Annotated in this window: 24 protein-coding genes; 19 read left to right on the forward strand and 5 right to left on the reverse strand. The window is 40.9% G+C overall.

The features are described from left to right. Window positions 1-3: 3 nt before the first annotated feature. The 14 genes from FPV17_RS01665 to FPV17_RS01730 all read left to right on the forward strand — a co-directional run bounded on the left by FPV17_RS01665 (window position 4) and on the right by FPV17_RS01730 (window position 15042). Window positions 4-1359: a PTS transporter subunit EIIC gene (locus FPV17_RS01665; protein ID WP_144557596.1), complete on the forward strand. Its 1356-nt coding sequence runs from the start codon at window positions 4-6 to the stop codon at window positions 1357-1359. A gap of 14 nt (window positions 1360-1373) precedes the next feature. Beyond that, window positions 1374-2429 carry a DUF871 domain-containing protein gene (locus FPV17_RS01670; RefSeq protein ID WP_035394371.1) on the forward strand — a complete coding sequence of 352 codons (1056 nt, stop codon included), beginning with the start codon at window positions 1374-1376 and terminating at the stop codon, window positions 2427-2429. 116 nt (window positions 2430-2545) lie between these two features. After that, window positions 2546-4969 carry a TPM domain-containing protein gene (locus tag FPV17_RS01675; protein ID WP_144557597.1) on the forward strand — a complete coding sequence of 808 codons (2424 nt, stop codon included), beginning with the start codon at window positions 2546-2548 and terminating at the stop codon, window positions 4967-4969. A 94-nt stretch (window positions 4970-5063) separates the two neighbouring features. After that, complete coding sequence (locus tag FPV17_RS01680) at window positions 5064-5357, forward strand: HesB/YadR/YfhF family protein (RefSeq protein ID WP_144557599.1); 294 nt, start codon at window positions 5064-5066, stop codon at window positions 5355-5357. 75 nt (window positions 5358-5432) lie between these two features. Beyond that, entirely contained in the window at window positions 5433-5879 is a 447-nt protein-coding gene (locus FPV17_RS01685; RefSeq protein WP_035394363.1) for an NUDIX hydrolase, read from the forward strand. 220 nt (window positions 5880-6099) lie between these two features. After that, window positions 6100-7083 carry an ABC transporter substrate-binding protein gene (locus FPV17_RS01690; protein ID WP_144557601.1) on the forward strand — a complete coding sequence of 328 codons (984 nt, stop codon included), beginning with the start codon at window positions 6100-6102 and terminating at the stop codon, window positions 7081-7083. Between the two features lie 12 nt (window positions 7084-7095). Further along, complete coding sequence (locus FPV17_RS01695) at window positions 7096-9057, forward strand: iron ABC transporter permease (RefSeq protein WP_052007792.1); 1962 nt, start codon at window positions 7096-7098, stop codon at window positions 9055-9057. A 190-nt stretch (window positions 9058-9247) separates the two neighbouring features. Further along, window positions 9248-9451: a hypothetical protein gene (locus tag FPV17_RS01700; protein ID WP_035394358.1), complete on the forward strand. Its 204-nt coding sequence runs from the start codon at window positions 9248-9250 to the stop codon at window positions 9449-9451. A gap of 64 nt (window positions 9452-9515) precedes the next feature. Next, on the forward strand, window positions 9516-10340 hold the full coding sequence (locus tag FPV17_RS01705; RefSeq protein WP_035394356.1) for a sugar phosphate isomerase/epimerase family protein: 825 nt from the start codon (window positions 9516-9518) through the stop codon (window positions 10338-10340). Window positions 10341-10514: 174 nt separating this feature from the next. Further along, window positions 10515-11228 (forward strand): 5-oxoprolinase subunit PxpB, encoded by a 714-nt coding sequence (gene pxpB / locus FPV17_RS01710; protein WP_060704277.1) that lies wholly within the window; start codon window positions 10515-10517, stop codon window positions 11226-11228. After that, entirely contained in the window at window positions 11225-12259 is a 1035-nt protein-coding gene (locus tag FPV17_RS01715; RefSeq protein ID WP_144557603.1) for a 5-oxoprolinase subunit C family protein, read from the forward strand. Before pxpB ends, FPV17_RS01715 begins: the two co-directional genes overlap by 4 nt. Continuing rightward, window positions 12256-13044: a putative hydro-lyase gene (locus FPV17_RS01720; RefSeq protein ID WP_144557605.1), complete on the forward strand. Its 789-nt coding sequence runs from the start codon at window positions 12256-12258 to the stop codon at window positions 13042-13044. Before FPV17_RS01715 ends, FPV17_RS01720 begins: the two co-directional genes overlap by 4 nt. Beyond that, window positions 13045-14256: an NRAMP family divalent metal transporter gene (locus FPV17_RS01725; RefSeq protein WP_144557607.1), complete on the forward strand. Its 1212-nt coding sequence runs from the start codon at window positions 13045-13047 to the stop codon at window positions 14254-14256. It begins immediately after the preceding gene. Between the two features lie 21 nt (window positions 14257-14277). Continuing rightward, a complete protein-coding gene (locus tag FPV17_RS01730) occupies window positions 14278-15042 on the forward strand; it encodes a LamB/YcsF family protein (RefSeq protein ID WP_035392997.1) in 765 nt (254 codons plus the stop codon). A 178-nt stretch (window positions 15043-15220) separates the two neighbouring features. Here the strand turns inward: FPV17_RS01730 and FPV17_RS01735 are convergent, their stop codons facing one another. The 4 genes from FPV17_RS01735 to FPV17_RS01750 form a co-directional block, all read right to left on the reverse strand. Continuing rightward, entirely contained in the window at window positions 15221-15733 is a 513-nt protein-coding gene (locus FPV17_RS01735; RefSeq protein WP_144557609.1) for a DUF3231 family protein, read from the reverse strand. Between the two features lie 108 nt (window positions 15734-15841). Next, complete coding sequence (locus FPV17_RS01740) at window positions 15842-16696, reverse strand: manganese catalase family protein (protein ID WP_144557611.1); 855 nt, start codon at window positions 16694-16696, stop codon at window positions 15842-15844. A gap of 181 nt (window positions 16697-16877) precedes the next feature. Then, window positions 16878-18884: a methyl-accepting chemotaxis protein gene (locus FPV17_RS01745; protein WP_144557613.1), complete on the reverse strand. Its 2007-nt coding sequence runs from the start codon at window positions 18882-18884 to the stop codon at window positions 16878-16880. 171 nt (window positions 18885-19055) lie between these two features. Continuing rightward, on the reverse strand, window positions 19056-19730 hold the full coding sequence (locus FPV17_RS01750) for a PspA/IM30 family protein (protein WP_144557615.1): 675 nt from the start codon (window positions 19728-19730) through the stop codon (window positions 19056-19058). 196 nt (window positions 19731-19926) lie between these two features. Between FPV17_RS01750 and FPV17_RS01755 the strand changes: the two genes are divergently transcribed. Then, window positions 19927-20451, forward strand: a complete 525-nt coding sequence (locus FPV17_RS01755) for a 5' nucleotidase, NT5C type (RefSeq protein WP_035392995.1) — start codon at window positions 19927-19929, stop codon at window positions 20449-20451. Between the two features lie 300 nt (window positions 20452-20751). Here FPV17_RS01755 and FPV17_RS01760 read toward each other — a convergent pair whose 3' ends face one another. Beyond that, on the reverse strand, window positions 20752-20898 hold the full coding sequence (locus tag FPV17_RS01760) for a lmo0937 family membrane protein (protein WP_144557617.1): 147 nt from the start codon (window positions 20896-20898) through the stop codon (window positions 20752-20754). Between the two features lie 287 nt (window positions 20899-21185). Between FPV17_RS01760 and FPV17_RS01765 the strand changes: the two genes are divergently transcribed. From FPV17_RS01765 to FPV17_RS01780, 4 genes are all read left to right on the forward strand, one after another. Beyond that, on the forward strand, window positions 21186-21527 hold the full coding sequence (locus FPV17_RS01765; RefSeq protein WP_035392994.1) for an ArsR/SmtB family transcription factor: 342 nt from the start codon (window positions 21186-21188) through the stop codon (window positions 21525-21527). A 13-nt stretch (window positions 21528-21540) separates the two neighbouring features. Beyond that, window positions 21541-22839, forward strand: a complete 1299-nt coding sequence (locus FPV17_RS01770) for an arsenic transporter (protein ID WP_144557619.1) — start codon at window positions 21541-21543, stop codon at window positions 22837-22839. 13 nt (window positions 22840-22852) lie between these two features. Next, window positions 22853-23269: an arsenate reductase (thioredoxin) gene (gene arsC / locus FPV17_RS01775; protein WP_035392992.1), complete on the forward strand. Its 417-nt coding sequence runs from the start codon at window positions 22853-22855 to the stop codon at window positions 23267-23269. Window positions 23270-23376: 107 nt separating this feature from the next. Next, window positions 23377-24174 carry a DUF2785 domain-containing protein gene (locus FPV17_RS01780; RefSeq protein ID WP_186370700.1) on the forward strand — a complete coding sequence of 266 codons (798 nt, stop codon included), beginning with the start codon at window positions 23377-23379 and terminating at the stop codon, window positions 24172-24174. Window positions 24175-24198 lie beyond the last annotated feature (24 nt).

Here is a 24198-nt window from a genome sequence, read left to right on the forward strand (position 1 = left end):
TGCATGAACAAAGACCAACAAATGGCCTCAGCTATTTTAAAGCATGTTGGTGGAAAAGAGAATGTTGACAACCTCACGAACTGCATGACAAGAGTACGTATTAGGGCAAAAGACGACACGGCGGTGGATAAGGAAGGCTTAAAAAAAATTGATGGGGTTATGGGTGTAGTAGAAGACGATACATGGCAAATTGTCGTCGGCCCAGGAACGGTGAATGTCGTCACAGCAGAAATTCAAAAGCTTATAGGTGAAGATAACGAGTTATCATTTGAAGAAAAAAATGCCAGGGATGCTGCAGCTCGAAAAGAACGAAATAAAACACCGTTTAAGCAGTTTTTAAGACGACTCGGAAATATCTTTATTCCGCTTATTCCTGGTTTAGTTGCGTCAGGTATTATAAATGGCGTCGCACAATTCTTAATTAACTATGGGTTGAGAACGGAAGATCACACTTGGCTCCTGTTGATGACGATTCTTGGCGGCGGCTTGTTCATGTATCTAGCGATTTTAGTAGGTTGGAATACAGCAAAAGAATTTGGTGGAACACCGGTTTTAGGGGCCATCGCAGGTATGTTTATTTTTAATCCGGCTCTTGAGCAGGTAACGATTTTTGGTGAGCAGCTTCAGCCTGGACGTGGTGGACTGTTTGGCGTTATTTTCGCTGCATGGCTAATGGTCTTCTTTGAACGAACCATTCGGAAGGTTATGCCAAGATCAATCGATATCATATTTACATCTCTATTTACAGTATTAATCGTAGGAGCGCTTTCTATTTACGCTGTCATGCCTGTAGCAGGTGTGTTAGCAGAAGGCATTACATCAGGTATCAATTCGGTCTTATCAATTGGAGGCCCACTTGCAGGAGCAGTAATGGCAGGTTTCTTCTTACCGCTTGTAATGGTTGGGCTTCATCACGGCTTAACGCCTATTCATTTAGAGCTCATTAACACGTTTAATTTTACAACATTACTACCTATTCTAGCGATGGCAGGAGCAGGTCAAGTTGGTGCTGCTATTGCGATCTTTATTAAAACGAAAAACCAACGTTTACGCACTATTATTAAAGGTGGTTTGCCTGTAGGGTTTTTAGGAATAGGTGAACCGTTATTATATGGCGTAACCCTTCCTTTAGGACGACCGTTTATAACAGCGAGTATGGGAGCTGCTGTCGGTGGAGCCATACAAGCATCGTTTGGAACAGGGGCGCTAGGGATTGGTGTTTCAGGCCTATCGCTGACGCCACTCATTGCGGAAGGGAATTACGTGCAATATTTAATTGGAATTGCTGTAGCGTATTCATTAGGCTTTCTATTTACGTACTTGTTCGGCTTCAAAGAAGAAATGGCTAAAGGAATCTAGGAGTGTGAGCAATCATGAAACTCGGTGCATCGGTTTATCTTCATGTACCAATTGAAGAACAGCTACCCTATTTAGAAAAAATCAATGAATATGGTTTTCAAACACTCTTTACATCCCTTCATATTCCAGAAGACGATGTCAGTCTATATGCCGAGCGCTTGAAACGGCTAGGTCGTTTTGCAGAAGAGAAGGGGATGGCACTTGTATGCGATGTATCCCCTCAGTCAATGGCTCATCTACAACTAACTTGGGAAAATGCTAGTCTTTTACGAGATTGGGGTGTAACCGGATTGCGAATCGATTATGGTATGGAGGCAGAAATTGTTGCTGATATCTCCAGATCCTTAGCGATTATTGTCAACGCAAGCACCGTAAAGGCGGAAGACATTGCAGCATTAAAGCAAGCAGGGGTGTCGTTTGACCACATTGAGGGATGGCATAATTTTTATCCTCGTCCAGAAACTGGGTTAGGTCGAGAGAATTTCAACAACATGAATGAGCGCTTACAACAGGCGGGCTTTAAGCGAATGGCGTTTATTCCTGGCGATGGAAAGCGAGGACCACTCTATGAGGGACTGCCAACGTTAGAAGCGCATCGCCGTTGGAGTCCATTTGCCGCTTGGCTTGATTTATATAGCCATAAAGCCGTAGATACGGTAATCGTCGGTGACCCTCAATTAAATGAGAGTAGTTTACAACAGTTAGCGGTTTTTCAACAGCAAGGCGTTATTTTATTGCGAGCAAAAGCGTATGTGGACGTTCCTCCTATCATTGATAAACATTGTAATCGACCCGACGAAGCAAGAGATGTTATTCGTTCAGTCCAATCACGAGGAATGGCTCAACAAACGAAACAAAAGGTTAAACCAAACCAAACCATTGAGCGTTTGGTTGGTTCAATAACCATGGATAATGAACGGTACGGACGCTATCAAGGAGAAATTCAACTAACAAAGCGGGATTTACAAGCCGATGCGAAAGTGAATGTTATTGGTAGAGTGATTGAAGAAGATCGTCCTTTACTGAACTACCTAAAGGCCAATCAACCGTTTTGTATTAAATGGATCTAGCATGTGATGAAAGCCGGGCATAGAAAGAAGTATGCCCGGTTTATTTTTTATGACCAATTGCAACTTTTCAATCCATTGCACCGTATAATAGAATAGAAGAAAAGGGGGAGCGAGTAATGAATAGAAGGAAACAACGTATCATGTTAATCTTTGTTGTACTCTGTCTCGTATTCATGTTTCCGATGCAGGCGTTTGCGAGTGTTACCGTTGACGATGAAGCAAATTTCTTTTCTGCTGAGGAGATTGCTGCTATTGAAGCAGCCGCAAACGATACATACTTTAATTATTATGTCACTACAGTAGAAGGTACGAATGGGCAATCTCCTTCAAACGCGGCACTAGAGGTCATTGAACGTGTCGGTAGTGAAGGCTATCACTATTCCATTTTTATTGACGCAGAGGCAAGTGAAGTGTATTTAAACTACATACCTAATGGAGAAGCGGAGTCTGTTATTGGCAATGAGCGAAATGCCGTGCAAATTATTGATAATGAGTTCTTGCCAGCGGCTTCTACAGGAGAATACGGTCAGGGCGTTATAAATATAATGGATCATCTTGAAAGAGAGCGAACGAGTGGGACAGTTGCTGCGTTTTTATTTGTTGGAGCCTTAGGGATTGCCCTTATCGTTTCGTTGTTTTACCTACGAGCACAGAAGAAAAAGCGTCTAGCGCATGTTCACTCTCTTCTTGACCGACAAAAGCGAATTTTAGCAGATGTTTTAAAGCCTTATCACGAAGCAAAAGAGCGTGTGGAGCTTTCTCGTGGTAATACGCAGCAATTGTTTATTGACAAACAAGAAGAGCTTTTTGCGATTTTAACAAACGCTCAAGAACAAGAACAGGAACTAAAAACATGGCTTGACGGAGCTGGTAAGAAAAAGAAAAATGACGTTTTACAAGCAACAGTTGATTTCACGAACAGCATTACTGCTCAAGAAGAACAACTTGAAACGAAAAAAGAACAATTAAAAGAAATGTTCGATCAGGAGCTGAAAATTTCAGGGTTAATCAAAGCGATTGAAGAGAAAGTAACAGGTATAAGAGACACGCTTGAAGAGATGAAGCGCAAAACAAATCTTCCGTATACGTACTTGGAAAGTGATATCCAAGCGGCAGAAGAAAAAATGGCGGAAATGTCGGCAGCTGATGATTCACTTGACTATCTGTATGCTGCGCAATTAGCAGAGGCAGCCGAGGAGGCATGTGCGACAGCAGAAACACATGTTGACCAAATTAAGACGCTTTTAGCGAAAGAAGCTGAATTGATCGAACGAATTGACAAGCAAGGTAGAGAGATTGATCAAATTGTAGAGCGAGAGCAATTACGCTTAAAAGAGGAAGACCCTCACGCATTATTAGAAGCTGCTCGACAATCCCATTCTCAGCTACACCATGCAATAGAGGTCGGAAACGCGAAAGAAGCGATCCACATCTACGATTCAATGGATGCAGCAATTAACGATGCGCTTCAGCGAGTAAAGCAGTTACTTGTGTACCGAGATGAAACAAAAAGAGAACTAAGCGAATTACAGGAGAGTATGCGGGCCATTCGACTTGATCCAGAATCGTTTCGCATTCAAATGGATAAAGTGCGTCATACGTATCACTCCTCCCATTGGCATTCGATAGAATCCGATTATCATGAGGCAACCAATTTGTATGATCGTATGCTCCATACGATGAATGACGTTGACAAGATGCTTCAGCTCGACAGCCAAGAATATAAAAAGGCCAATCAAACCATGCAGGACTTATTGGCACAATATAAAACATTAACCGAATTACATGGGCAAAGCTTCTATCTATTTGACCGGTTAGAACAGCAGAAACAATCTCTATATAGAGAAGCGAGAGCGATGAATGATGATATTCAATCATTGGAGCATCAGCTTCACCACCATCGACTTCGGTTTAACAGTCATCGCATAGAAGAATTGTATCGTTCTGTGACGAATGCTATTCGCTTATTAGACGTTACGCCAATCCAGTTATTTTCCGTAGAAGATGAATTAGAGCACGTAAAGCAAGAGTTTCCTTATGTCCAAAAAGAAGTGCAATCGTTTATTCAAGATAAAGAGCGATTGGAGCGAGAGTGGCGAGATGTCTCTTCTTCCTATCAGCATATGTCCCGAAAGCTAGGTTTGAATTTTAGCCAGTCGACGTTCAAAAGGCGCTATGATGAATCTGCTCGACAAGTGGACTATTTGATTACGGAGGGACAATTTGCAAGTGCTAAACGAGAGATTGATTTAACACGGAGATTAGTAGATGAAATGCGTGATGAAGAACGAAGAATGGCAAGGAAAGCTGCTCAAACAGCAGCAGTACTTCATACAGTAAACCGAAACAATAACCGTGGCTCACGAGGAGGAGGTTCAGGCGGTTCACGCGGGGGTGGTTTTGGAGGTTCCGGAGGCTCGCGAGGAGGCGGCTTTGGAGGTTCCGGTGGCTCAGGCGGTTCGCGAGGAGGCGGTCGAAGTATGGGCGGCCGCGGAGGTGGATCCAGCTTCCGAGGAAAAGGTGGCGGACGAAAGTTTTAGATGAGGCTTACTCCTAAGCCTCTTTTTTTAGTATGTACCAATAAGTCTGGTATGATCTGGATAAGTATAGTTTAAGAAAGAAGGCGAGCGCTCAATGAAGATTGTCATAAGCGATCCAGCGGCAAAATGGTTTAAAGAAGACTTTTCGATGGGGAAAAACGATAAGATTAAATTCTTTTCGAAAGTGTATGGTTCTAGTCCTGTACAAGAAAACTTTGCCCTAGGTTTTACAGCAGAGGATGCACCAAATAAAATGGCTGTAAAAACGGAGAGGAATGGCGTTGAATTTTTTGTTGAAGAAGAAGATGTCTGGTTCTTCGACGGGCACGATCTGTATGTTGATTATGATGAAAAAGAAGATGAGTTACTTTTTGATTATAAGAAATAGAACCTACCTAAAACAAGCTAGCTCCTAACAATACGATTAGAGATCAAACACTTCAGGTTCTTAAAGGAGGAGAAAATGGCAGATTATATTAAAGAGATGCGAGCATTAATTGGGCGACGACCATTTATTCTCGTTGGCGCAACCATTCTGGTCTATAATCGTGCAGGGGAAATCTTGCTACAACATCGGAAAGATACGGATGAATGGGGATTGCCCGGTGGGGTCATGGAACTTGGGGAAAGTTTTGAAGAAACGGCAGCAAGGGAGTTATGGGAAGAGACAGGCTTGCAGGCGAAAGCTTTCACATTCGTCGATTTAGTTTCAGGTAAAGACTATTACTTTCAATATCCCAACGGTGATGAAACCTATAATGTAAGCGCGGTTTACCGAGCTGAGGAAGCGTTCGGAACATTAGGTGGTAGTGATGGCGAGAGCTTAGCGCTTGCATACTTCCCTAAGGAAGATTTACCAGCAAAAATGGATTCGCGTGCAGTTCTTATCTTAAAAAAGCAACTGAAATAAATAAGGATAAGTGAACAAAGCGATCCGTACCTGTTTGTGACAAAATCTATCGTCACGACTAAGGCAACCATAAATAATGACTAGAGCAGGCTAACGCTACTATACGAGTGTAAACTGCTTTTTTTTTCGTCTTTGTTTCGTTTAGGGATTGCTATTCTTTAAGGGAGTAGTATAATCGTAAATGAGTATCATTATCATTTGGTTTATGGGGGAGAATAGATTGAAGACAGCGAGTAAATTTTTATCTGTACTATCGATTGGCTTGTTAGCAGCATGTGGCGGTGGAGAAACAAATTCTGACCAGTCTTCTAACCAAGGCAACAGTGAAGAAAGTATAACAGTTTCAGACATTCACGGTGAACATACATTTGAGTCAATACCTGAGAAAGCAGTTGTTCTTGATTGGATTTTTGCGGAAAATCTTCTATCTCTAGGAATAGAGCCAACAGGAATGGCTGAAATTGAATCCTACCAAGAATGGGTAGATATTGGTTCAGAGGGATTAGAAAATACAGTAGATGTTGGTTCACGATCAGAACCGAATCTAGAAGCTATTGCCCAACTAGAACCAGATGTCATCTATGCGATTAATTTTAGGGCGGATGCGATGATGGAAGAGTTGGAGAAGATCGCGCCAGTACTTGTATATAATCCTTATCCAGAGGAAGAACTTGGTCAAACACAGTACGAAGAGATGGAAGAAACGTATCTAGAAATGGCTAAATTATTTGATAAGGCCGATGAGGCGAACGATGTGCTAGCTGATTTAGAGACGACATATGAAGAAGCACAACAGGCACTGTCTGAAATAGAGTTAGACACAAAAGAATTTGCGTTAACGATGGCATACAGTGATAATCAAGCACCTGCTTTTCGCATTTCTACACCGAATGCCCTAGCTGTTGAGATTTTAGAACGAATGGGGTTAGAAAATGTCTACGATTCAGGAAGCTTTGAGCCTTACGGATTCTCAACAGTAGGTGTGGAAGAGTTTACTAAAGTAGAAGATGCAAATCTCTTACATATTGTACAAGGTGATGACAATGTGTTTGAAAATCAACTAAAAGATAATTCTGTCTGGAATGACCTTACGTTTACGAAGGAAGATCGTGTTTATGCTCTTGGTGGCGACACATGGCCATACGGTGGACCGTTATCAGCAGAAAAACTAGTACACCGCACGTTAGAAGTGTTAGATCAATAGAGAATGGCTGTAATGAAATACCAAAAAAATAAGTCCGCTCTGTCTTTTTTGCTAGGGAGCTTGATTCTAATTGGGTTGTCTATTGTTCATCTCATACAAGGTCAAGCGGATTTAACAATCGTTGATTTGTTTTCAAGCTGGGATCAGCGAACCGAGGCGATTATGGGTGTACGCTTCCCTCGGTTAATTGTTGGGATCCTTGCTGGAGGCTGTTTAGCTATGGCTGGTTTGGTTTTACAGACAATGACGAAAAATCCATTAGCCTCTGCCGGAACATTGGGTATTAATGCAGGGGCTTATCTATTCGTTGTCATTGGTACCCTGTTCTTTCCAGGTGTGAACGCATCTTTTCTTTTTTCGTTTTTAGGAGCTTGTTTTGCGGCTTTTCTTGTCTTTATGCTAGCTGGAAAAACGATGTCACCGGTGCGGGTTGTACTAACAGGTATGATTATTACATTACTGTTCGGCGCGTTAACAAGCAGTCTCCAGCTCATGTATGAGCAAGAATCCAATGGCTTGTTTTTATGGGGTGCGGGTACATTAATGCAAAATGACTGGTCTGGTGTCGCTTTTATTTGGCCGTTTGCGCTCCTATTGGGACTACTAGCCATCCTAAGTGGAAAGAAATTTGATCTTATACATTTGGGTGATGAAGCGGCAAAAGGCTTAGGTTTACCTTTAGGATTTGTTAAGACATGGGGATGGGCACTAGGAATTCTGCTTGCGTCTGCAACAGTCAGTGTAGTTGGACCGATTGGTTTTATTGGATTAATGGCACCACATCTTGTCCGATTAATGGGTATTCGTGGACACCGTCTACAGTTTGTCCATACGTTTATGTGGGGGGCTGTTATTCTTATTGCAGCAGACGTGCTTTCGCGATTCATTTCACCGAATAGTGAACTTCCTGTTGGGGCGATGACCGCTTTTATTGGAAGTCCGTGGTTAATGTATTTAGCCTACAAAGCTGCTCGGAAAATGAGAAGCGATAAACAAAAGCTAAATAGTTCAAAAAAAACGTTGAACCCTGTTGTTGTTACTACTTCTCTTATATGTGTATCACTTCTAGTCGCTTATGTGTCCATTTCTTTTGGAGGTGGACAATTCACGAGTATACAAGAAATGTTCACAGGCAAAATAGTTGATCAAGTCATGGTTCAGTTTCGTTGGCCAAGGGTCTTGGTTTCCTTTTTGGTCGGAGCATTGCTCGCTTTATGTGGAGCACTCTTGCAGAACGTCTTAAAAAATCCATTAGGCGATCCGTCTATTATTGGCATCACCTCTGGAGGTGGGGCTGGTGCACTTCTTATTCTTGTGTTATTTCCATCGTTACCGTACTTCTTTTTACCGTTAGGTGCTGTAATAGGCTCCATTATTGCCGTTTTAATCGTCATTTTGGCGACGAAAAAATCTGGTTTTGAGCCAATCTCTTTGGCACTAATGGGCGTGGCGGTATCAGCGATGGCTTCCGGTGTTATTCAAATCTTAACGGTCAAAGCGAGTTTAAGTGTCTCGCCTGCGCTTGTATGGTTAGCGGGAAGTACATACAGTTCCACCTGGAACAATGTCTTCATGTTATTGTTGATGCTGCTCATACTTGTTCCGTTTACTCTTTTCTTGAGCAAGCATTTAAATGTACTTGCTTTCTCAAATGAAGTATCGATTTCATTAGGTTCAAAAGTAAAGCTGTTGCGAATCACGTCCATTGTCATAGCCGTTTTAATCGGCGCAGTATGTGTGTCGATTGTGGGAGCAATTGGTTTTGTCGGCTTATTAGCGCCACATGCAGCTCGAGCATTAGTAGGATCGTCGTTTCAACGAGTTATTCCTGTTTCGATGATGATTGGCGGCACTTTACTTATTATCGCTGACTTTTTAAGTCGCTATATTCTGTACCCTACAGAAATTCCGTCTGGTTTGCTCGTGGCATTAGTCGGAGCACCGTATATTCTTTATGTGATGAGGAAGCTGTAGATTCATTAAAGGCCACGCTGATGTGTGGTCTTTTTCATCGTTTCATGATGAATAGCAATGTTGCATACAATAAGGTCATTTATTGGCGAATGATCGTGAAAATAGTGTAAAAAATAGCGAATTACCAGTTATTAGTCTTCTTTTGTCAGAATGTTTGTGTAATAATGGTGTGAAACGAGGAGGGATCAAAATGTTTGTTCTATATCGCAATTTAAACGGGAATCAATGGTTTTTAACGAGTGGTAATAAGCGTAAATTCTTTTCTAGCTACGAAGAGGCTTATTTATTAGCGGTTAAACTGAATAGCATGCTTCTAAAAGAAGTAGATCCATCAGACTATTGGACGGTAGCGTATATAGAGAAACATTCCTCTCTCATTATCCCTTGTGAATAAGGGATTTTTTAACCTAGTTACCTAGAGGATATTCCTTAATAAGAGAAGAGGATGTGCTTAGAATATGCGCTATATATCGTTAACAACATGGAGTTTAAACAGATTATTAGGCCCTCTTTATTGGAATGAATGGGATGAAGAGAATCAAAAGATTACGACAAGAATAGAAGAGAGACCAGCAGTCCATTCTTTAGAGGAGCTGCCACAAGTGCTATCGCAAGAAGGATTTCACGCTTTGGAAGTGATACACCCACACTTCTCTTCAACAGATTCGCATTACTTACAACGTGTACGAGCTGCTTTTGAAAAATCGTCTATTCAGCTATTCTCAATATTAGTCGATTATGGTGATTTAAGCCATAAAGATCCTGTTAGACGATCTGCTGATCAAGCATTTCTTAAAAAATGGATTGATAGTGCCGCTGAAGTTGGAGCAACTTGCATTCGCGTAATTGGTGGAGAGGCGCGACCTGACGACAAAGAAAGCTTGAAAAGAGTATCTCATGAGTTGACGGAATTAGCAGCATATGGAGAACAGAAAGGAATTGGTATCCTTACTGAAAACTTCAAGAGCCTCACATCGACGGCTGAGAACTGCTTGTTTTTACAGAATAACTCTGACATTAAAGGGTTAATAACGGACTTCGGTAATTTTTCTGGTCAAGGAAAAAAGAACGACATTCGTAAAACACTACCATATAGCAAGTCAATCCATGTAAAAGCATTACGTAATCAAGACGGTACAATGAATAAAGCTGAACTTGAAGAAAACTTAGAGTTAGTCAAACAAGCAAAATATGCAGGTCCTTTAACGATTGTGTACGATGGACCAGACGATATGTGGGCAGGTATTAATGAAGTGAAACAAGTTGTAGAGGGATATTTATAAAGGGAACAAAGCCGCTGCGATAAATTGTAGCGGCTTTGTCTTAGTAAACTGGTAAAGTTGTGCCATAGTGCTGAATGAATTGGTATGGTAGAATGGTACATTATTAAAGAAAGATTGATCGGAAATATTTTCTGACTATTTTAATTACATAGGAATTTTAAAGGTGGTTTTTGAATGGAAGAGACACCCTCTTTTTACTCACTTAGTGAAACATCGGTTACGGTGAATCTTGGTAGTACCGTAAGTCCTGCTGTACAAGCTCGTGTTCAACAGCTACTCATGAATCTTAACCACGAACCGTTTCCCGGTTATCAAGAATCGGTTCCGAGCTATATTGGCTTAACGGTTTTTTATGATCCAATGAAGGTAACAACAAAAGCGGGCAGTGTCGCTACCGAAGTGAAGGCCATATTGAGAGAACGAGTCTCTCACATTGGCAATGAGTCTAATAGGCAAAAAGGCAACCACGTAACGATTCCAGTTTGTTATGACCTTGAATTTGGACCTGATTTAAGCGATGTTGCGACAAAGAACGGCTTATCGAGAGAAGAAGTGATTCAGATTCATACATCTGGGAAGTATCTTGTTTACATGATTGGCTTTGCACCAGGCTTTCCTTTTCTTGGGGGAATGGATGAGCGCATTGCAACACCGAGGCACGCTCAGCCTAGAACAGAAATCCCAGCAGGTTCTGTTGGCATTGCAGGCAGCCAAACAGGAGTATACCCCATTGCAACGCCTGGGGGATGGCAGCTTATTGGTCAAACACCTTTAACCCTCTTTTCAGCGAATCGAGAGGTTCCAAGCTTACTAAGTGCGGGGGATCACGTCACATTTAAACAGATTACAAAAGAAGAATTTATACAGATGAAAGAAGGGGAACGATGAGTATTTTAGTTGAAGAGGGAGGTTTATTTACGACCATTCAAGATTTGGGTCGAAGAGGTTATCTTCATCAAGGTGTGTTAGAAAGTGGTGCAATGGATCGTCAGTCTGCTCGTAATGCGAATGTAGCCGTTGCTAATGATGAAAATGAGGCAGTTCTTGAGATGACCTTAATTGGCCCGGTGCTTACGTTCCAATCAACAGCGCTAATTTGCATGACAGGAGACGGTATGACTCCTTTTCTTGATGGTGATCCATACCCAGTTGGTTATCCTCTCATTGTTCCAAAGGGGACGACTTTATCGTTTAAAGCAAAAAAAGAAGGCATGCGAACCTACTTAGCGGTTGCAGGTGGATTCAATGTTCCGAACGTGATGGATAGTAAAAGTACATATATACGAGCCGGTATAGGTGGTTATAAAGGGAGAAACCTAAAAAAAGGAGATGACCTTGAGCTAGGTAATCCAAATAAACTGGTTCAACCAGTTATCGAAAAGATAGAGAAGGATAATCAAGTCTGGAGATCGGACTGGCATGTTAATGGTCCGATCGATGAAGCAAATGAACTGAACCGAAACGTGATTCGTGCTATTCCTGGAACACACTTTGAACGTTTAAACGAGGAAAGTAAGCACCAGTTGTTTAAAACGAGATTCACTGTTAAAAATCAATCGGATCGAATGGGGTACCGCTTGCAGTCTCAAGCCCGTATTGAGTTTAACGATTCGTTTAGTCTGTTATCAGAAGCGGTTGCACTTGGTACGGTTCAAGCGCCGCCAGATGGTCAGCTTATTATTTTAATGGCAGACCGTCAAACGACAGGCGGTTACCCGCGTGCGCTTCAAGTAGCTTCTGTTGATATATGCAAAATAGCCCAACTACGTCCAGGACAGTCATTTACATTTACGGAAGTCTCGCTGAAAGAAGCAGAACGTTTGTATGTAGAGTACGAAAGAGCAATAACGATTAGGAAGCATGGGATTCGATTAAAGTGGAAACAGTGTGGAAGTGAGTATGGAGAAAGGAGTCGATGAATATGGCGCAAAGTGAACGAGAGCAACTTATGACCGACATTCGAAATGGACTCTATACAGGCCCAACATCTGGGCTAGCAAGAGGATATGCCCAAGCTAATTTAGTTGTGCTTCGAAAAAAAGATGCGTATGACTTCCTGCTTTTTTGCCAGCGAAATCCACAATCGTGTCCATTATTGGATGTAACGGATGTTGGTTCGGCTATTCCAAAAATGATGGGCACTCATGCAGACTTACGAACGGATCTTCCACGCTATTGTGTTTATCGAGGCGGTGTTTTAACAGAGGAGCGAACGGAAATAGGTGAGCTTTGGGAAGAGGATATGGTTTGTTTTCTTATTGGCTGTAGCTTTACGTTTGAAGAAGCACTACTTGCTAATGGAATACCAATACGACATCAAGAAGAGAATGTCAATGTACCGATGTATCTCACCTCCATCCCTTGTGAACAAGCCGGATCTTTCCATGGCAATATGGTCGTTAGCATGCGACCGATGTCACAAGCGTTCGCCATTCGAGCATCCCTTGTAACCGCGCGTTTTCCTTCTGTCCATGGGGCGCCTGTTCATATTGGTGATCCAGCTGCAATTGGCATTGAAACGATTCAAGAACCTGACTTCGGGGGTCGAGTCACGATTAAAGAAGGAGAGGTTCCCGTGTTTTGGGCTTGTGGCGTAACTCCTCAAGCTGCTGCAATGGCGAGTAAACCAGATCTAATGATTACCCATGCCCCAGGCCATATGTATATTACAACGAAAAAAAATGAACAATTAGGAGTCTTGTAGATGAACCATCCCATTAGCGAAAAAGATCGCAGAAAGTTTTTAACTGGTGCTATTTTCTTAATGGCAACGTCCGCCATTGGACCTGCATTTTTAACACAGACCGCTCGATTTACAGAACAATTTCTAGCGAGCTTTGCCTTTGCTATCCTAATCTCACTTATTATCGATATTGGTGTGCAAATGAACATTTGGCGGGTTATTTCGGTATCAGGAAAACGGGGTCAAGAGATTGCAAATGCACTTCTCCCTGGATTAGGCTATGTCATTGCAGGGCTAATTTTATTTGGGGGTTTTGCGTTTAATATCGCGAACATCGGTGGTGCAGCTCTAGGACTAAATGTATTGTTTGATTTACCTTTGACCATTGGAGGCTTAATCACAGCGGTTTTAACGATTGGCTTATTTATGTTTAAACGATTTGGACCGGTGATGGACCGAGTCATGCAAGTGTGTGGCATCATTATGCTATTAATGGTCGGGTATGTCATGTTTAATAGTAGTCCACCTGTTCAAGAAGCCGCCTATCGAGCCATTGTACCAGAAGGTTACATGATGCTTCTGTTGCCGATTGTCACCATTGTTGGTGGCACAGTCGGCGGGTATATCTCCTTTGCTGGAGGGCACCGCCTTGTTGATGCAGGGATTACAGGAAAAGAAAACGTCAAATTTGTTGGTCGAGCAGCAAATTTAGGTATACTGACTACAGGTGTTATGCGGGTGTTTTTATTTTTAGCTGTACTCGGCGTTGTAACAGCTGGTTACAGTTTGGATGAGAACAACCCAGCAGCAACCGTCTTTCAAGTAGGCTTAGGGGATGTTGGCTATTATTTGTTTGGTCTTGTGTTGTTTGTAGCAGCGATTAGTTCAGTGATTGGTTGTGCGTACACGAGTGTATCGTTTTTGCGTTCCTTTCATCCCATTTTTGCGAAGAAGAACAACTTATTCATCGCAGGATTTATTATTATTTCAGCGCTTATCTTTTTGACGATTGGCCAACCTGTTCAGCTACTGATTTTAGCAGGTGCGTTGAACGGTTTGATTTTGCCGGTTGTGCTAACGACCATTTTAATTGCTTCGAGAAAAAAATCGATTGTCGGTGATTATCATCATCCAACGTGGTTAATTGTATTTGGAGCTTTAACGGCAATTGTCACAATGGGTGCGGGTTATATTGCACTTGAAGGCATAGTCAATTTATGGACTGGCAATTAACGAACGAGAGGAGAGAGGTTCATGGGAAAAGTAGTAGATATGAATAGTGATATGGGTGAAAGTTTTGGCGCGTATACTCTAGGAAATGATCAAGAGTTAATGGCCTATATTTCATCTGCAAACGTTGCGTGTGGCTTTCATGCAGGCGATCCGAAGACAATGCGTGAGACTGTGAAACATGCATTGGAATCGGGAGTTGGCATAGGTGCACACCCTGGATTGCAAGACTTAATTGGGTTTGGACGAAGACCAATGGAGATTACGCCTGAGGAAGGCTACGATCTCGTGCTCTATCAAATTGGCGCGCTTTTAGGAATGACCAAAGCAGAAGGTGGAACATTGCATCATGTAAAGCCTCACGGCGCTCTTTACAACATGGCTGCAAAGAATAAAGAACTTGCTATGGCCATCGCCAAAGCCGTTTACCATCTCGATTCAACGCTTGTATTATATGGCCTTGCAGGGAGTGCTCTTATTGAGGCAGGGAACGAAGTCGGGCTTCAAACAGCAAGTGAAGTGTTTGCCGATCGTACGTATCAAGCAGACGGGAGCTTAACATCGCGACGGTCACCTGATGCCCTTATCCATGATCCTGAACAAGCGAGTAAACAGGTGCTACGTATGGTGAAAGAAGGCAAAGTCATGACCCAGCAAGGCGAGGATATTGATATTGTAGCAGACACAATCTGTATACACGGTGATGGTGCACACGCCCTTGCATTTGCAAAAGACATTCACGCAAAGATGACAGCCAGCGGTATAACAGTGCAACGAATAAAGGCATAATGCCATTGGTTTAGTTGAAGAAGAGGTTGAGACATAACTGATTTTATAACTGAATGAGATATGTATTTTAACTTATTATAAAACAAAAAGCCGAACTATAACTGCATGCCTCTAAGGCATTTCAGACAACAGTTCGGCTTTTTCATCGCTAAGAACCTTTTGTCCTAGCCTCTCTTCTTTAGTTATCTTCCGTTTTACTATGGTGAAGTGGCGGTGGAATGAGCCAACCTTTTTCTTTCGTAAGTTTTAAAAACTTACCACCTAAAGTTGCTTTGGCTACATGGAATTGACCGAACATCATTGCGATATCTTCACGAATGGACTGACCCATGATCTGACTACAAGTTACTAGGCCAGTTGCTAATCCCATTGATGCAGTTGCTGCAACATCGGCATCAGGGTATCTCGCGCCAACAGGAATGTCATTTAATTCTACAGTTGGTGGTTCTGGAGCGGCTGGAGGTAAAGCGACTCCATTCGCTTTTAAGATTTCTGATACTTGTTTCACTTCTGATTGAGCGGCTTCAATCACTTCATTGAGCAACTTTTTCAGATCGTCATCACCAGTGTGATTGACTGCCATTTGTGTATCAGCAATTGTTTTATTCGCTGTCATCACGTAATTCCAAGTGCTGAATACCTCGCCATAGTGCATCGGTTCGTCTTGTGGATTTCCACTTAATATACCCATCGTAATCCTCCTAATTAATTTCATCGTATTCAAAAAAAGTGCCACCTTTCATTCTTGCACGGTTGTAGCATGCCCAACGGGTGAAATAATTATTTATGCGCAACCCTTTTAGTTATTTAAATCATTTGTGCCGGGGCTATGTTCATTTGGCATGTCAGGCATTTGTGGAACCGGAAATCCTTGTGGTGGAGGTGTTACCGTTAACTCGCCACCGTTTCTGCTAGGTGATTGTCCAGTTAAGATCTCTGCTATTTTCGTCTCGTCTAATCTAAAATTAAATTGGGCATTATGGTAGCCCATATCTACGAATTTTCTACACTCAGGATACTTATTAATGTCGTAATTAGGAATTGGGAACAATTTACCCCAATCCACGCCTAGGGTTTCGAGGGCTTTTGCAAATGCGTTTTGGTGAGCATTGTCTCGGACAATAAGAAAACCAAGTGTTTCTCTAAAGGTCTTATTTGAACTCATCTCGTAAATGCGTGTTTTTTGCAATACACCGGTTGATTCTAGCGCTACGTTGTTAAGTAAGTCTGCAGCAAGATTTCCGTGGTCATATACCCAAGAACCATTCCACGGATTACCGGAAGCATCAACAGGTAAGGAGGCTTGAGCACCAATAATATAATGGTGTGGATTAGCATCTAATGTGGCTACATCAAGGGGAGTTCCTGAAGGTGATTGGTTTCCTACACCTGATTCACCGGACTCGTCTAATAAGGCATTAATGGTGCTTTGTACTAGTTCTACATGGGCAATTTCTTCTAAAAAGACTCCTCGTAACAAATCGCGATACTTTTTCTCTTTTCCTCTAAAGTTAGAGCTTTGAAAAAAATACTGCATCATGGTTCGCATTTCGCCATAGTGACCACCGAGAATCTCTTGAAGCACTTTAGCAGCGGCAGGATCTGGCTTATCTGGTTGTATGATATTGATCAATTCTTCTTTGTAGTAATACATAAAACACCTCTTTGTAAGATTTGTGTACTAGCTTGCACCAAACGTGAAAGAATTAATCATCGATACACTCATATAAGACATAAGTTGTTTATAGCCGAGGGAAAATGAAGGTAGTGAATGTTTTAGAAGTCAAAAAAACAACAAGAACCTTTACGGCTCTTGTTGTTTTTTGTATCGCTCATTAAACGGTATCTGTATCAACGTCAAATTGGCGAATTAATTGTTTTAATTCATCTGCTACTTCACTTAATTGTTCGACAGAAGCAGAAATTTCCTCCATGGAAGCAAGTTGCTCTTCTGTAGAAGCTGAAATGTTTTGCATACTTGCTGAAGCCGTCTCACTTATAGAAGAGAGATCTTGGAAAGTAGTGACAAAGGCCTCACTATCTTTCCCAAGAGAAGCTACATTTTTGGCTGATTCATTCACTTCTGTTGCGACAACTTGAACAAATTGCTTCATCTCTTCAAACGATAGCCCAGCAGTCTGTACCACTTCAATCCCTTTGTTCACTTGGTCTGAGCTCGTATTCATTTGTTCAATGGTTCTCTCGGTGTCTTGCTGCACGGATAGAACCAGTTCAGAAATGGTTTCAGTTGAAGATGCCGTCATATCGGAGAGTTTTCTCACTTCATCTGCCACGATTGAGAAACCTCGTCCGTGTTCTCCTGCTCTTGCCGCTTCAATTGCTGCATTTAATGCTAAAAGGTTTGTTTGTGTAGCAATTCCTTTAATGGTTTCAGTTACTTCTTCAATTTCGCTAGAGCGCTTTCCTAATGTATCAATGTGTATCGATAAATGTTTAAACGTGTCTTTAATTTGAGTCATTTGTTCAATAGCATCGGTAATAGCGTCATTTCCTTTTGAAACAGTTATGGCAGCGTTATCGGTAGTGCTATGAATATGGTTGGTCTTTACCACGACATCATTTACGTCGTTTGACATATCACTGGCCACTTTTTCACTTTCCCGTACGCTTGTGCTTTGCTTTTCGACGCCGCTTGCTACTTCTTGAACAGCCTCTGTAATTTGTTCAGTTGCACTCATATTTTCATGTGTAATGGACGCTAATGTATCGGCTGCTTGAGAAAGGTCAGTCGATTTGTCTTGAATGTTTGTAATCATGAGCACTAGGGATGCGCGCATTTTTTCAAACGAACGACCAAGACGCCCAATTTCGTCTGTTTGTTTTGGATTTACTTCATAGGCAACTGACAAGTTACCTCCTGCCATACGTTCGGATACGCTTATTAATGTTTGGATAGGTGAAGTGATGGACCTAACTAGAAAATAGATAACGGTACCTCCGATTAAAATAGCAATCGACAGCACGGTAATAGCGCTAATGAGAATCGGCATAACCGCTTCATTCATCTCTTCCTCATACATCGATGCGGCGATTGTCCAACCAGTGATTTCATTGGATTTAAAGGTTAAAAGTTGATCGTCTCCGTTAGATGTATAAGATAGAAAGCCTTCGTTATTTTCACTATAGGATAGAAAAGATTCATCAGCTTCAGTTCCCGGCTCTTCATAAGGATGAGATACATAAGTATTGTTTTCATCTAATAAAAATACGTAGCCTGTTTGGCCAATGGAGATACTGGATAAAAGATCTGAGATAACGGTTAACTCTAAATTAAGAGCGGCAACACCTAATCCGTCATCTGTCGTACGGGCAATGGTTGTTACAGGTTGTTCGGAAGACTGAGAGATATAAGGCGATGTGATGATAACGTCTCCAGACTGTTCCATCGCACGTTGGTACCAAGGTCTTTCCCTTGGATCATAGTCAGGTGGATTTTGAAAAGACGAGGGTGAGTTAATGAAATCGCCAGTTTCCATACCAACATAAGTTTGTTCAACATGGTTTTTAGTTGCTTGGAAAGAATCAAGCAAGAATCGCTGAGCTCCTGGGTCGTCCTCGGAGAAATCTGCTAAATCACTGGCTGAAGCAATATAGTCAATATTCTCTACTTGAGATTCTATAAAAAGACTAAGGGTTTCATCTACAATGGCAAGGCTCTCCTCGGTAGCAGAAGTCATTTCATCCATTACAGCTTCTTTTGCATTTTGATAAGAAATAACCCCAATGAGAGAACTTGGAATGACTAAAATAGCAGTAAAACCAATAAATAATTTCGTTCGTAACTGCATAAATTGGATACTTTGTAAAAACCGTTTCAACATAATCAATCTTCTCCTAACTGTTTTACATAAACCGCAACACCCTTAATATCGTCATGAATAAATGTATATTGAACCTTTTATATGAAAATAATCAAATCAAATTAAATAACGGAAACGACGGTGAAGCTAGAAAATAAAAAAAGGATGATCAACTGATCATCCTTTTTGGTATTATTTATTACTATTCAGCTTTGCTTTTAGAGCGGCAAGTTCATCGTCAACCCCGCTTGATTGATCAAGGGCAGCTAATTCATCATCAAGTGATTTATTAGCGCTTCTAAGCTCGCCTTTCGCGTCGGCCTCTGCTTCTTGGCGCATGACTTTCTCTTCCATTCGGTTAAAGCCACCGCGCGCACCGCTATTACCAATAGATGAAAGAGACTCGTTCACTTTAGCACGTGCTTTAGCGCTTTCTGAACGTGCTTTCAGTGAATCTTTCTTCATATTCATATCACGGTATTCGTCTTTCATTTCACGGAGCTTATCTTTTAGTTCTTCTGATAATTTCGCTGATTCAGCATGAGACTCTTGTAGTGCATCGCGTTGCCCTACATGTTTATTCTTGTCTTCTAATACACGACGAGCGAGATCTTCATCGCCAGATTCAAGTGCGCGCATGGCTTGCTCTTCTCGTTTAGAGACGAGTTCAGTAGCCTCATCGGCTTGTTTTTTGAGCATTTTTTCGTTAGCGATTTGTTTAGCAACAGCAGCCTCAACCTCAGAAATGTCTTTCTCCATATCAAGCAAATATTGATCAAGCATCTTGCCTGGATCTTCTGCTTTGTTTAACATTGAATTCATTTCGGAAGAGACAATAGTACGAACACGATTAAAGAAACGAAACATCGGATCTTCCCCCTTTAAAATAAGTACCCCTAAGATAGCATATCTTGCTTGCTTATAGATGTAAATACGTAAAGGAAATCGAAATGGTTTCATTTTTTATTTCGAGTAACGATTGTAAAAAGACGGCCGCTGCTTCTTTCAAGCTGTCTCTCTATGGTATGCTTAAGGTAAAGACAGAAGTCAGGGAGTGGGACGTATGAAGCGAATTGCCATTGATATGGATGAAGTGATGGCCGATTTCACAAAAAAACATCTTGCACTTTTTAATGCGGATTATAATGAAGCCATTACGGTGGAAGATTTACAAGGGAAGAAACTGAGGGATTTGCGTCCACATTTAGTAAATGAGATTAGAGAGTATTTAAAAGACCCTACCTATTTTCGCGATTTAGACGTGATGAAAGATGCGCAAGAGGTGATAAAAGAATTAAGCGAGTCGTTTGAAATTTATATTGCGACAGCGGCGATGCATTTTCCATCATCCTTTACTGCGAAGTATGAATGGCTTCAAGAGCATTTTCCATTTTTAGATGACCAGCATTTTGTCTTTTGTGGCGATAAGAGTGTCATAAAAGCAGATTACTTAATTGATGACAATGTGTATCAGCTTGAACGATTTACTGGAGAGGGTATTCTTTTTACAGCACCTCATAATATTCATGAGAATCGTTTTACACGTGTGAATTCTTGGGCAAATGTAAGAAACTTTTTTCTGAAATAGAGCCAATGTAAGGAGAACCGGACATCATTTCGGATTTCCTTGCATTTTTTTATTCATTCTTCCTAAGCGTGCAGCTCTTGTATGTATGCTGTAAAGGTGTGGATAGAAAGAATGACCGTTAGCAAAAATGCGTTGTAGAAAGAGAACGTCGTTTGTTGCGGCAAGGAGCAAATCTCAAGCGTTAAACTTGAGCACACGACCCTAGCTTTATTTCATTAGATTCACAACCACTCTTTACGAGGTAGTACTAAAACATAGGCAAAGTAAAAAGAGCAGAGGGTTCATCCTCTGCTCTGTCCGTTACCCTTTTCGACGACCAGAAATTAATTGGAAAATAAGCACAACTAGTGCAACGACCAATAAAATGTGAACAAGGTTTCCACCTATTTCGCCAATAAATCCAAGTAACCATAAAACTAAAATAACAATAAGTGCAGTCCAGAGCATGATTCAGCCCTCCTTAATATCGATAGGTTATGGTTTCCCTCTAAATCTCAAAGTAAACTGAGACTTTCTTCCATATTAGGAGACTCCAAAGTCTTTAAATGCAACCGACTAGTCTGAGGGATCCTGATGGAAATGAATGGGAGTATTTTTATACGAAGGAAGATGTCGATGTAAAAGACGGCTTTACTTGGTGTAAAGAATGAACCGTATATAAGTAAATATTAATATATAGATTGACTTATATAATTATTTACTTATATAATGGCTATCAGAGAGGTGAGTCATACATGGAAAGTACAACATTAACAATGACGGAGCTAACTACATGCTTAAAGGTTATTGGTGATCCAACTCGTTTTTTAATGCTTAAATTAGTTGAGAAGAAGACCTATTGTGTGTGTGAGTTCGTTGAAATGCTTGGGCTCAGTCAACCAGCTGTGAGTCAGCATTTACGGAAATTAAAAGATTTAGGGGTACTAACAGAAGAAAGAAGAGAGCAATGGCGTTATTTTACTCTCAATACGACCTCTACTTATTTTCCTGTGGTCCGTGATCTTCTTCAATATAGTGACGATCAAGATGAACGCTATCTTCAAGCTTTAGAAAAAGAAGGGCTTGCGAGTTGTTAAAGGGGATTAGAAAATGGTAGATGTGATCATAGCTTCGTTGATCTTTGTTGTAACATTAGTGTTTGTTATTTGGCAACCAAAAAACTTGAACATTGGATGGTCAGCTTGTGGGGGAGCCGTACTTGCTCTTTTACTTGGTGTGGTTCATTTTACTGATGTGATTGATGTAACAGGAATTGTTTGGAACGCAACACTTACGTTCATTGCCGTCATTATTATCTCGCTCATTTTAGACGAGATTGGCTTTTTTGAATGGTCAGCTCTACATATGGCGAGGGTGGCTAAAGGAAATGCCGTTCTTATGTTTATTTATGTCTGTTTACTAGGTTCGGTTGTTGCCGCTTTTTTTGCCAACGATGGGGCTGCACTAATTTTAACGCCTATTGTATTAGCAATGGTTCGTTCGTTAAATTTTAATGAAAAGATGGTATTTCCATTTATTATTGCAAGTGGATTTATTGCTGACACAACGTCACTTCCACTTGTCGTGAGTAATTTAGTCAATATTGTTTCAGCTGATTATTTTGGTATTGGCTTTATTGAATATGCCACCCATATGATCGTGCCAAACCTTTTTGCTCTAATCGCAAGTATTATTGTCTTGCTTCTTTATTTTAGAAAGAGCATCCCGAGGCGGTATGATTACGCTCAACTAAAAGAGCCGATGTTGGCGATTAAAGATCGAAGAATGTTTCGCCTCTCTTGGGTGGTATTAGGATTACTTCTTGTTGGGTATATGGGCAGTGAATTCGTTGAAATTCCAGTATCGATTGTTGCTGGTGTCATTGCTATGTTATTCTTACTTATTTCTAGAACGAGCTCTGCCGTAAATACAACAGCTGTCCTAAAAGGGGCTCCATGGAATATCGTTTTCTTTTCCATTGGAATGTATGTCGTGGTTTATGGACTACGCAATGTCGGGTTAACGGATGTATTAGCAGATGCTATCTTTATCATAGCGGATCAAGGGCTTTTTGTTGCGACAATGGGAATGGGGTTTATAGCCGCTATTCTTTCATCCATTATGAACAACTTGCCGACGGTTTTAATTAATGCCATTGCAATAGGTGAATCAGGAACGACTGGATTGACGAAAGAAGCCTTAATTTATGCCAATGTTATTGGCGCGGACTTAGGGCCGAAAATTACCCCAATTGGTTCACTTGCTACGTTGCTTTGGTTACATGTGCTTTCTAAAAAAGGTGTAAAAATTTCATGGGGAACGTATTTCAAGACAGGTATCATTATTACGATTCCTGTTCTATTCCTTACCTTACTTGGCTTATATATATGGCTATTAATCATTTACTAAAGGAGAATGAAGCATGAAAAAAACAATCTACTTTTTATGTACTGGAAACTCATGCCGCTCGCAAATGGCAGAAGGGTGGGCAAAGTATTATTTGCAAGATGAATGGGATGTATATAGCGCAGGCATTGAAGCGCATGGTTTAAATCCAAATGCTGTTAAAGCAATGGAGGAAGTAGAGGTTGACATTTCCAACCAAACGTCAGACATGATTGATAATACATTGCTTAACAACGCAGACTTCGTTGTAACATTATGTGGAGATGCGGCTGACAAATGTCCAATGACTCCACCTCACGTAAAGCGTGCTCATTGGGGATTTGATGATCCTGCTAAAGCAGAAGGTTCCGAAGAAGAAAGATGGGCAGTCTTTCAACGTGTCCGTGATGAGATTGGTTTAAGGATAAAAGCATTTAAAGAAACAGGGAAATAAAGTGAAAAACACAGCTCCTTTGCAGGATTCTGTGTTTTTTGTACGAGCAGAAGACAACCAAATGACATGATGGCTTAAATAAAATGATAAAGGTGAGTGAAGAAATAATGGAGGAAACGTATTCTAATTTAAAAGATGTATTATCAAATTCGACAATAACAATTTCAAATGAATTAATTACTACCATGTTACATTCAATTGGAAATACTGATTCGGTTTTAAGAGATGATCTGATATACGGTACTTTTCATAAATGGATTAGTAATAAACAATTAGAGCGCAATCAAGTCAACTTTATACTAGAGGTTTGCAACAGTAATTTGTTAAAAGGATTAGGTGAAAAAGAGACTGATTCTGTTTTTAAAAGGTCTTTCTCAGCTATTGTGTGTGCTGCAATTTTAAACGCTCGATACACGGTGAACGACGACATGTTAAAAGATCTAGCGGATAATAGTCTAAAGGTGATGGTGAATGAAAAAGATCTACGGGGCTATGTAGAAAATAAAGGATGGGCACACTCAATTGCGCATACAGCGGATCTACTGGATTCAATTGTTCATTACTCTTTGTTCGGTAGAAAGATACTGTCTAGTTCCATAAATAATATGGTGGAGCCTTTGTTAAAAGGGAACGTATTTATAGATGATGAACAAGAAAGAATAGCGATTCCTTTAACAAGTATTCTTTCTTTAAGTGAAACACAAACAGAGTTAAACGAATTATTCGTTTGGATGAAACAGAAATTAGAACTAGAGAGAAATGTAGCTGGATTGTCTTTTTACAGGGTACGAACAAATTATATGGCACTTTTAAACGCTATCTATTTAAATTTACTAGAAAAAAAGGTTAACACCGATATATCGAATAACATTTTAGCTGAGCTTTTTTATATTCGTAACCTTTAAATGTTCCGGCGTGGGCATACGAAA

It is taken from the genome of Shouchella miscanthi, assembly GCF_007725405.1.
Lineage (GTDB): Bacteria > Bacillota > Bacilli > Bacillales > Bacillaceae_D > Shouchella > Shouchella hunanensis.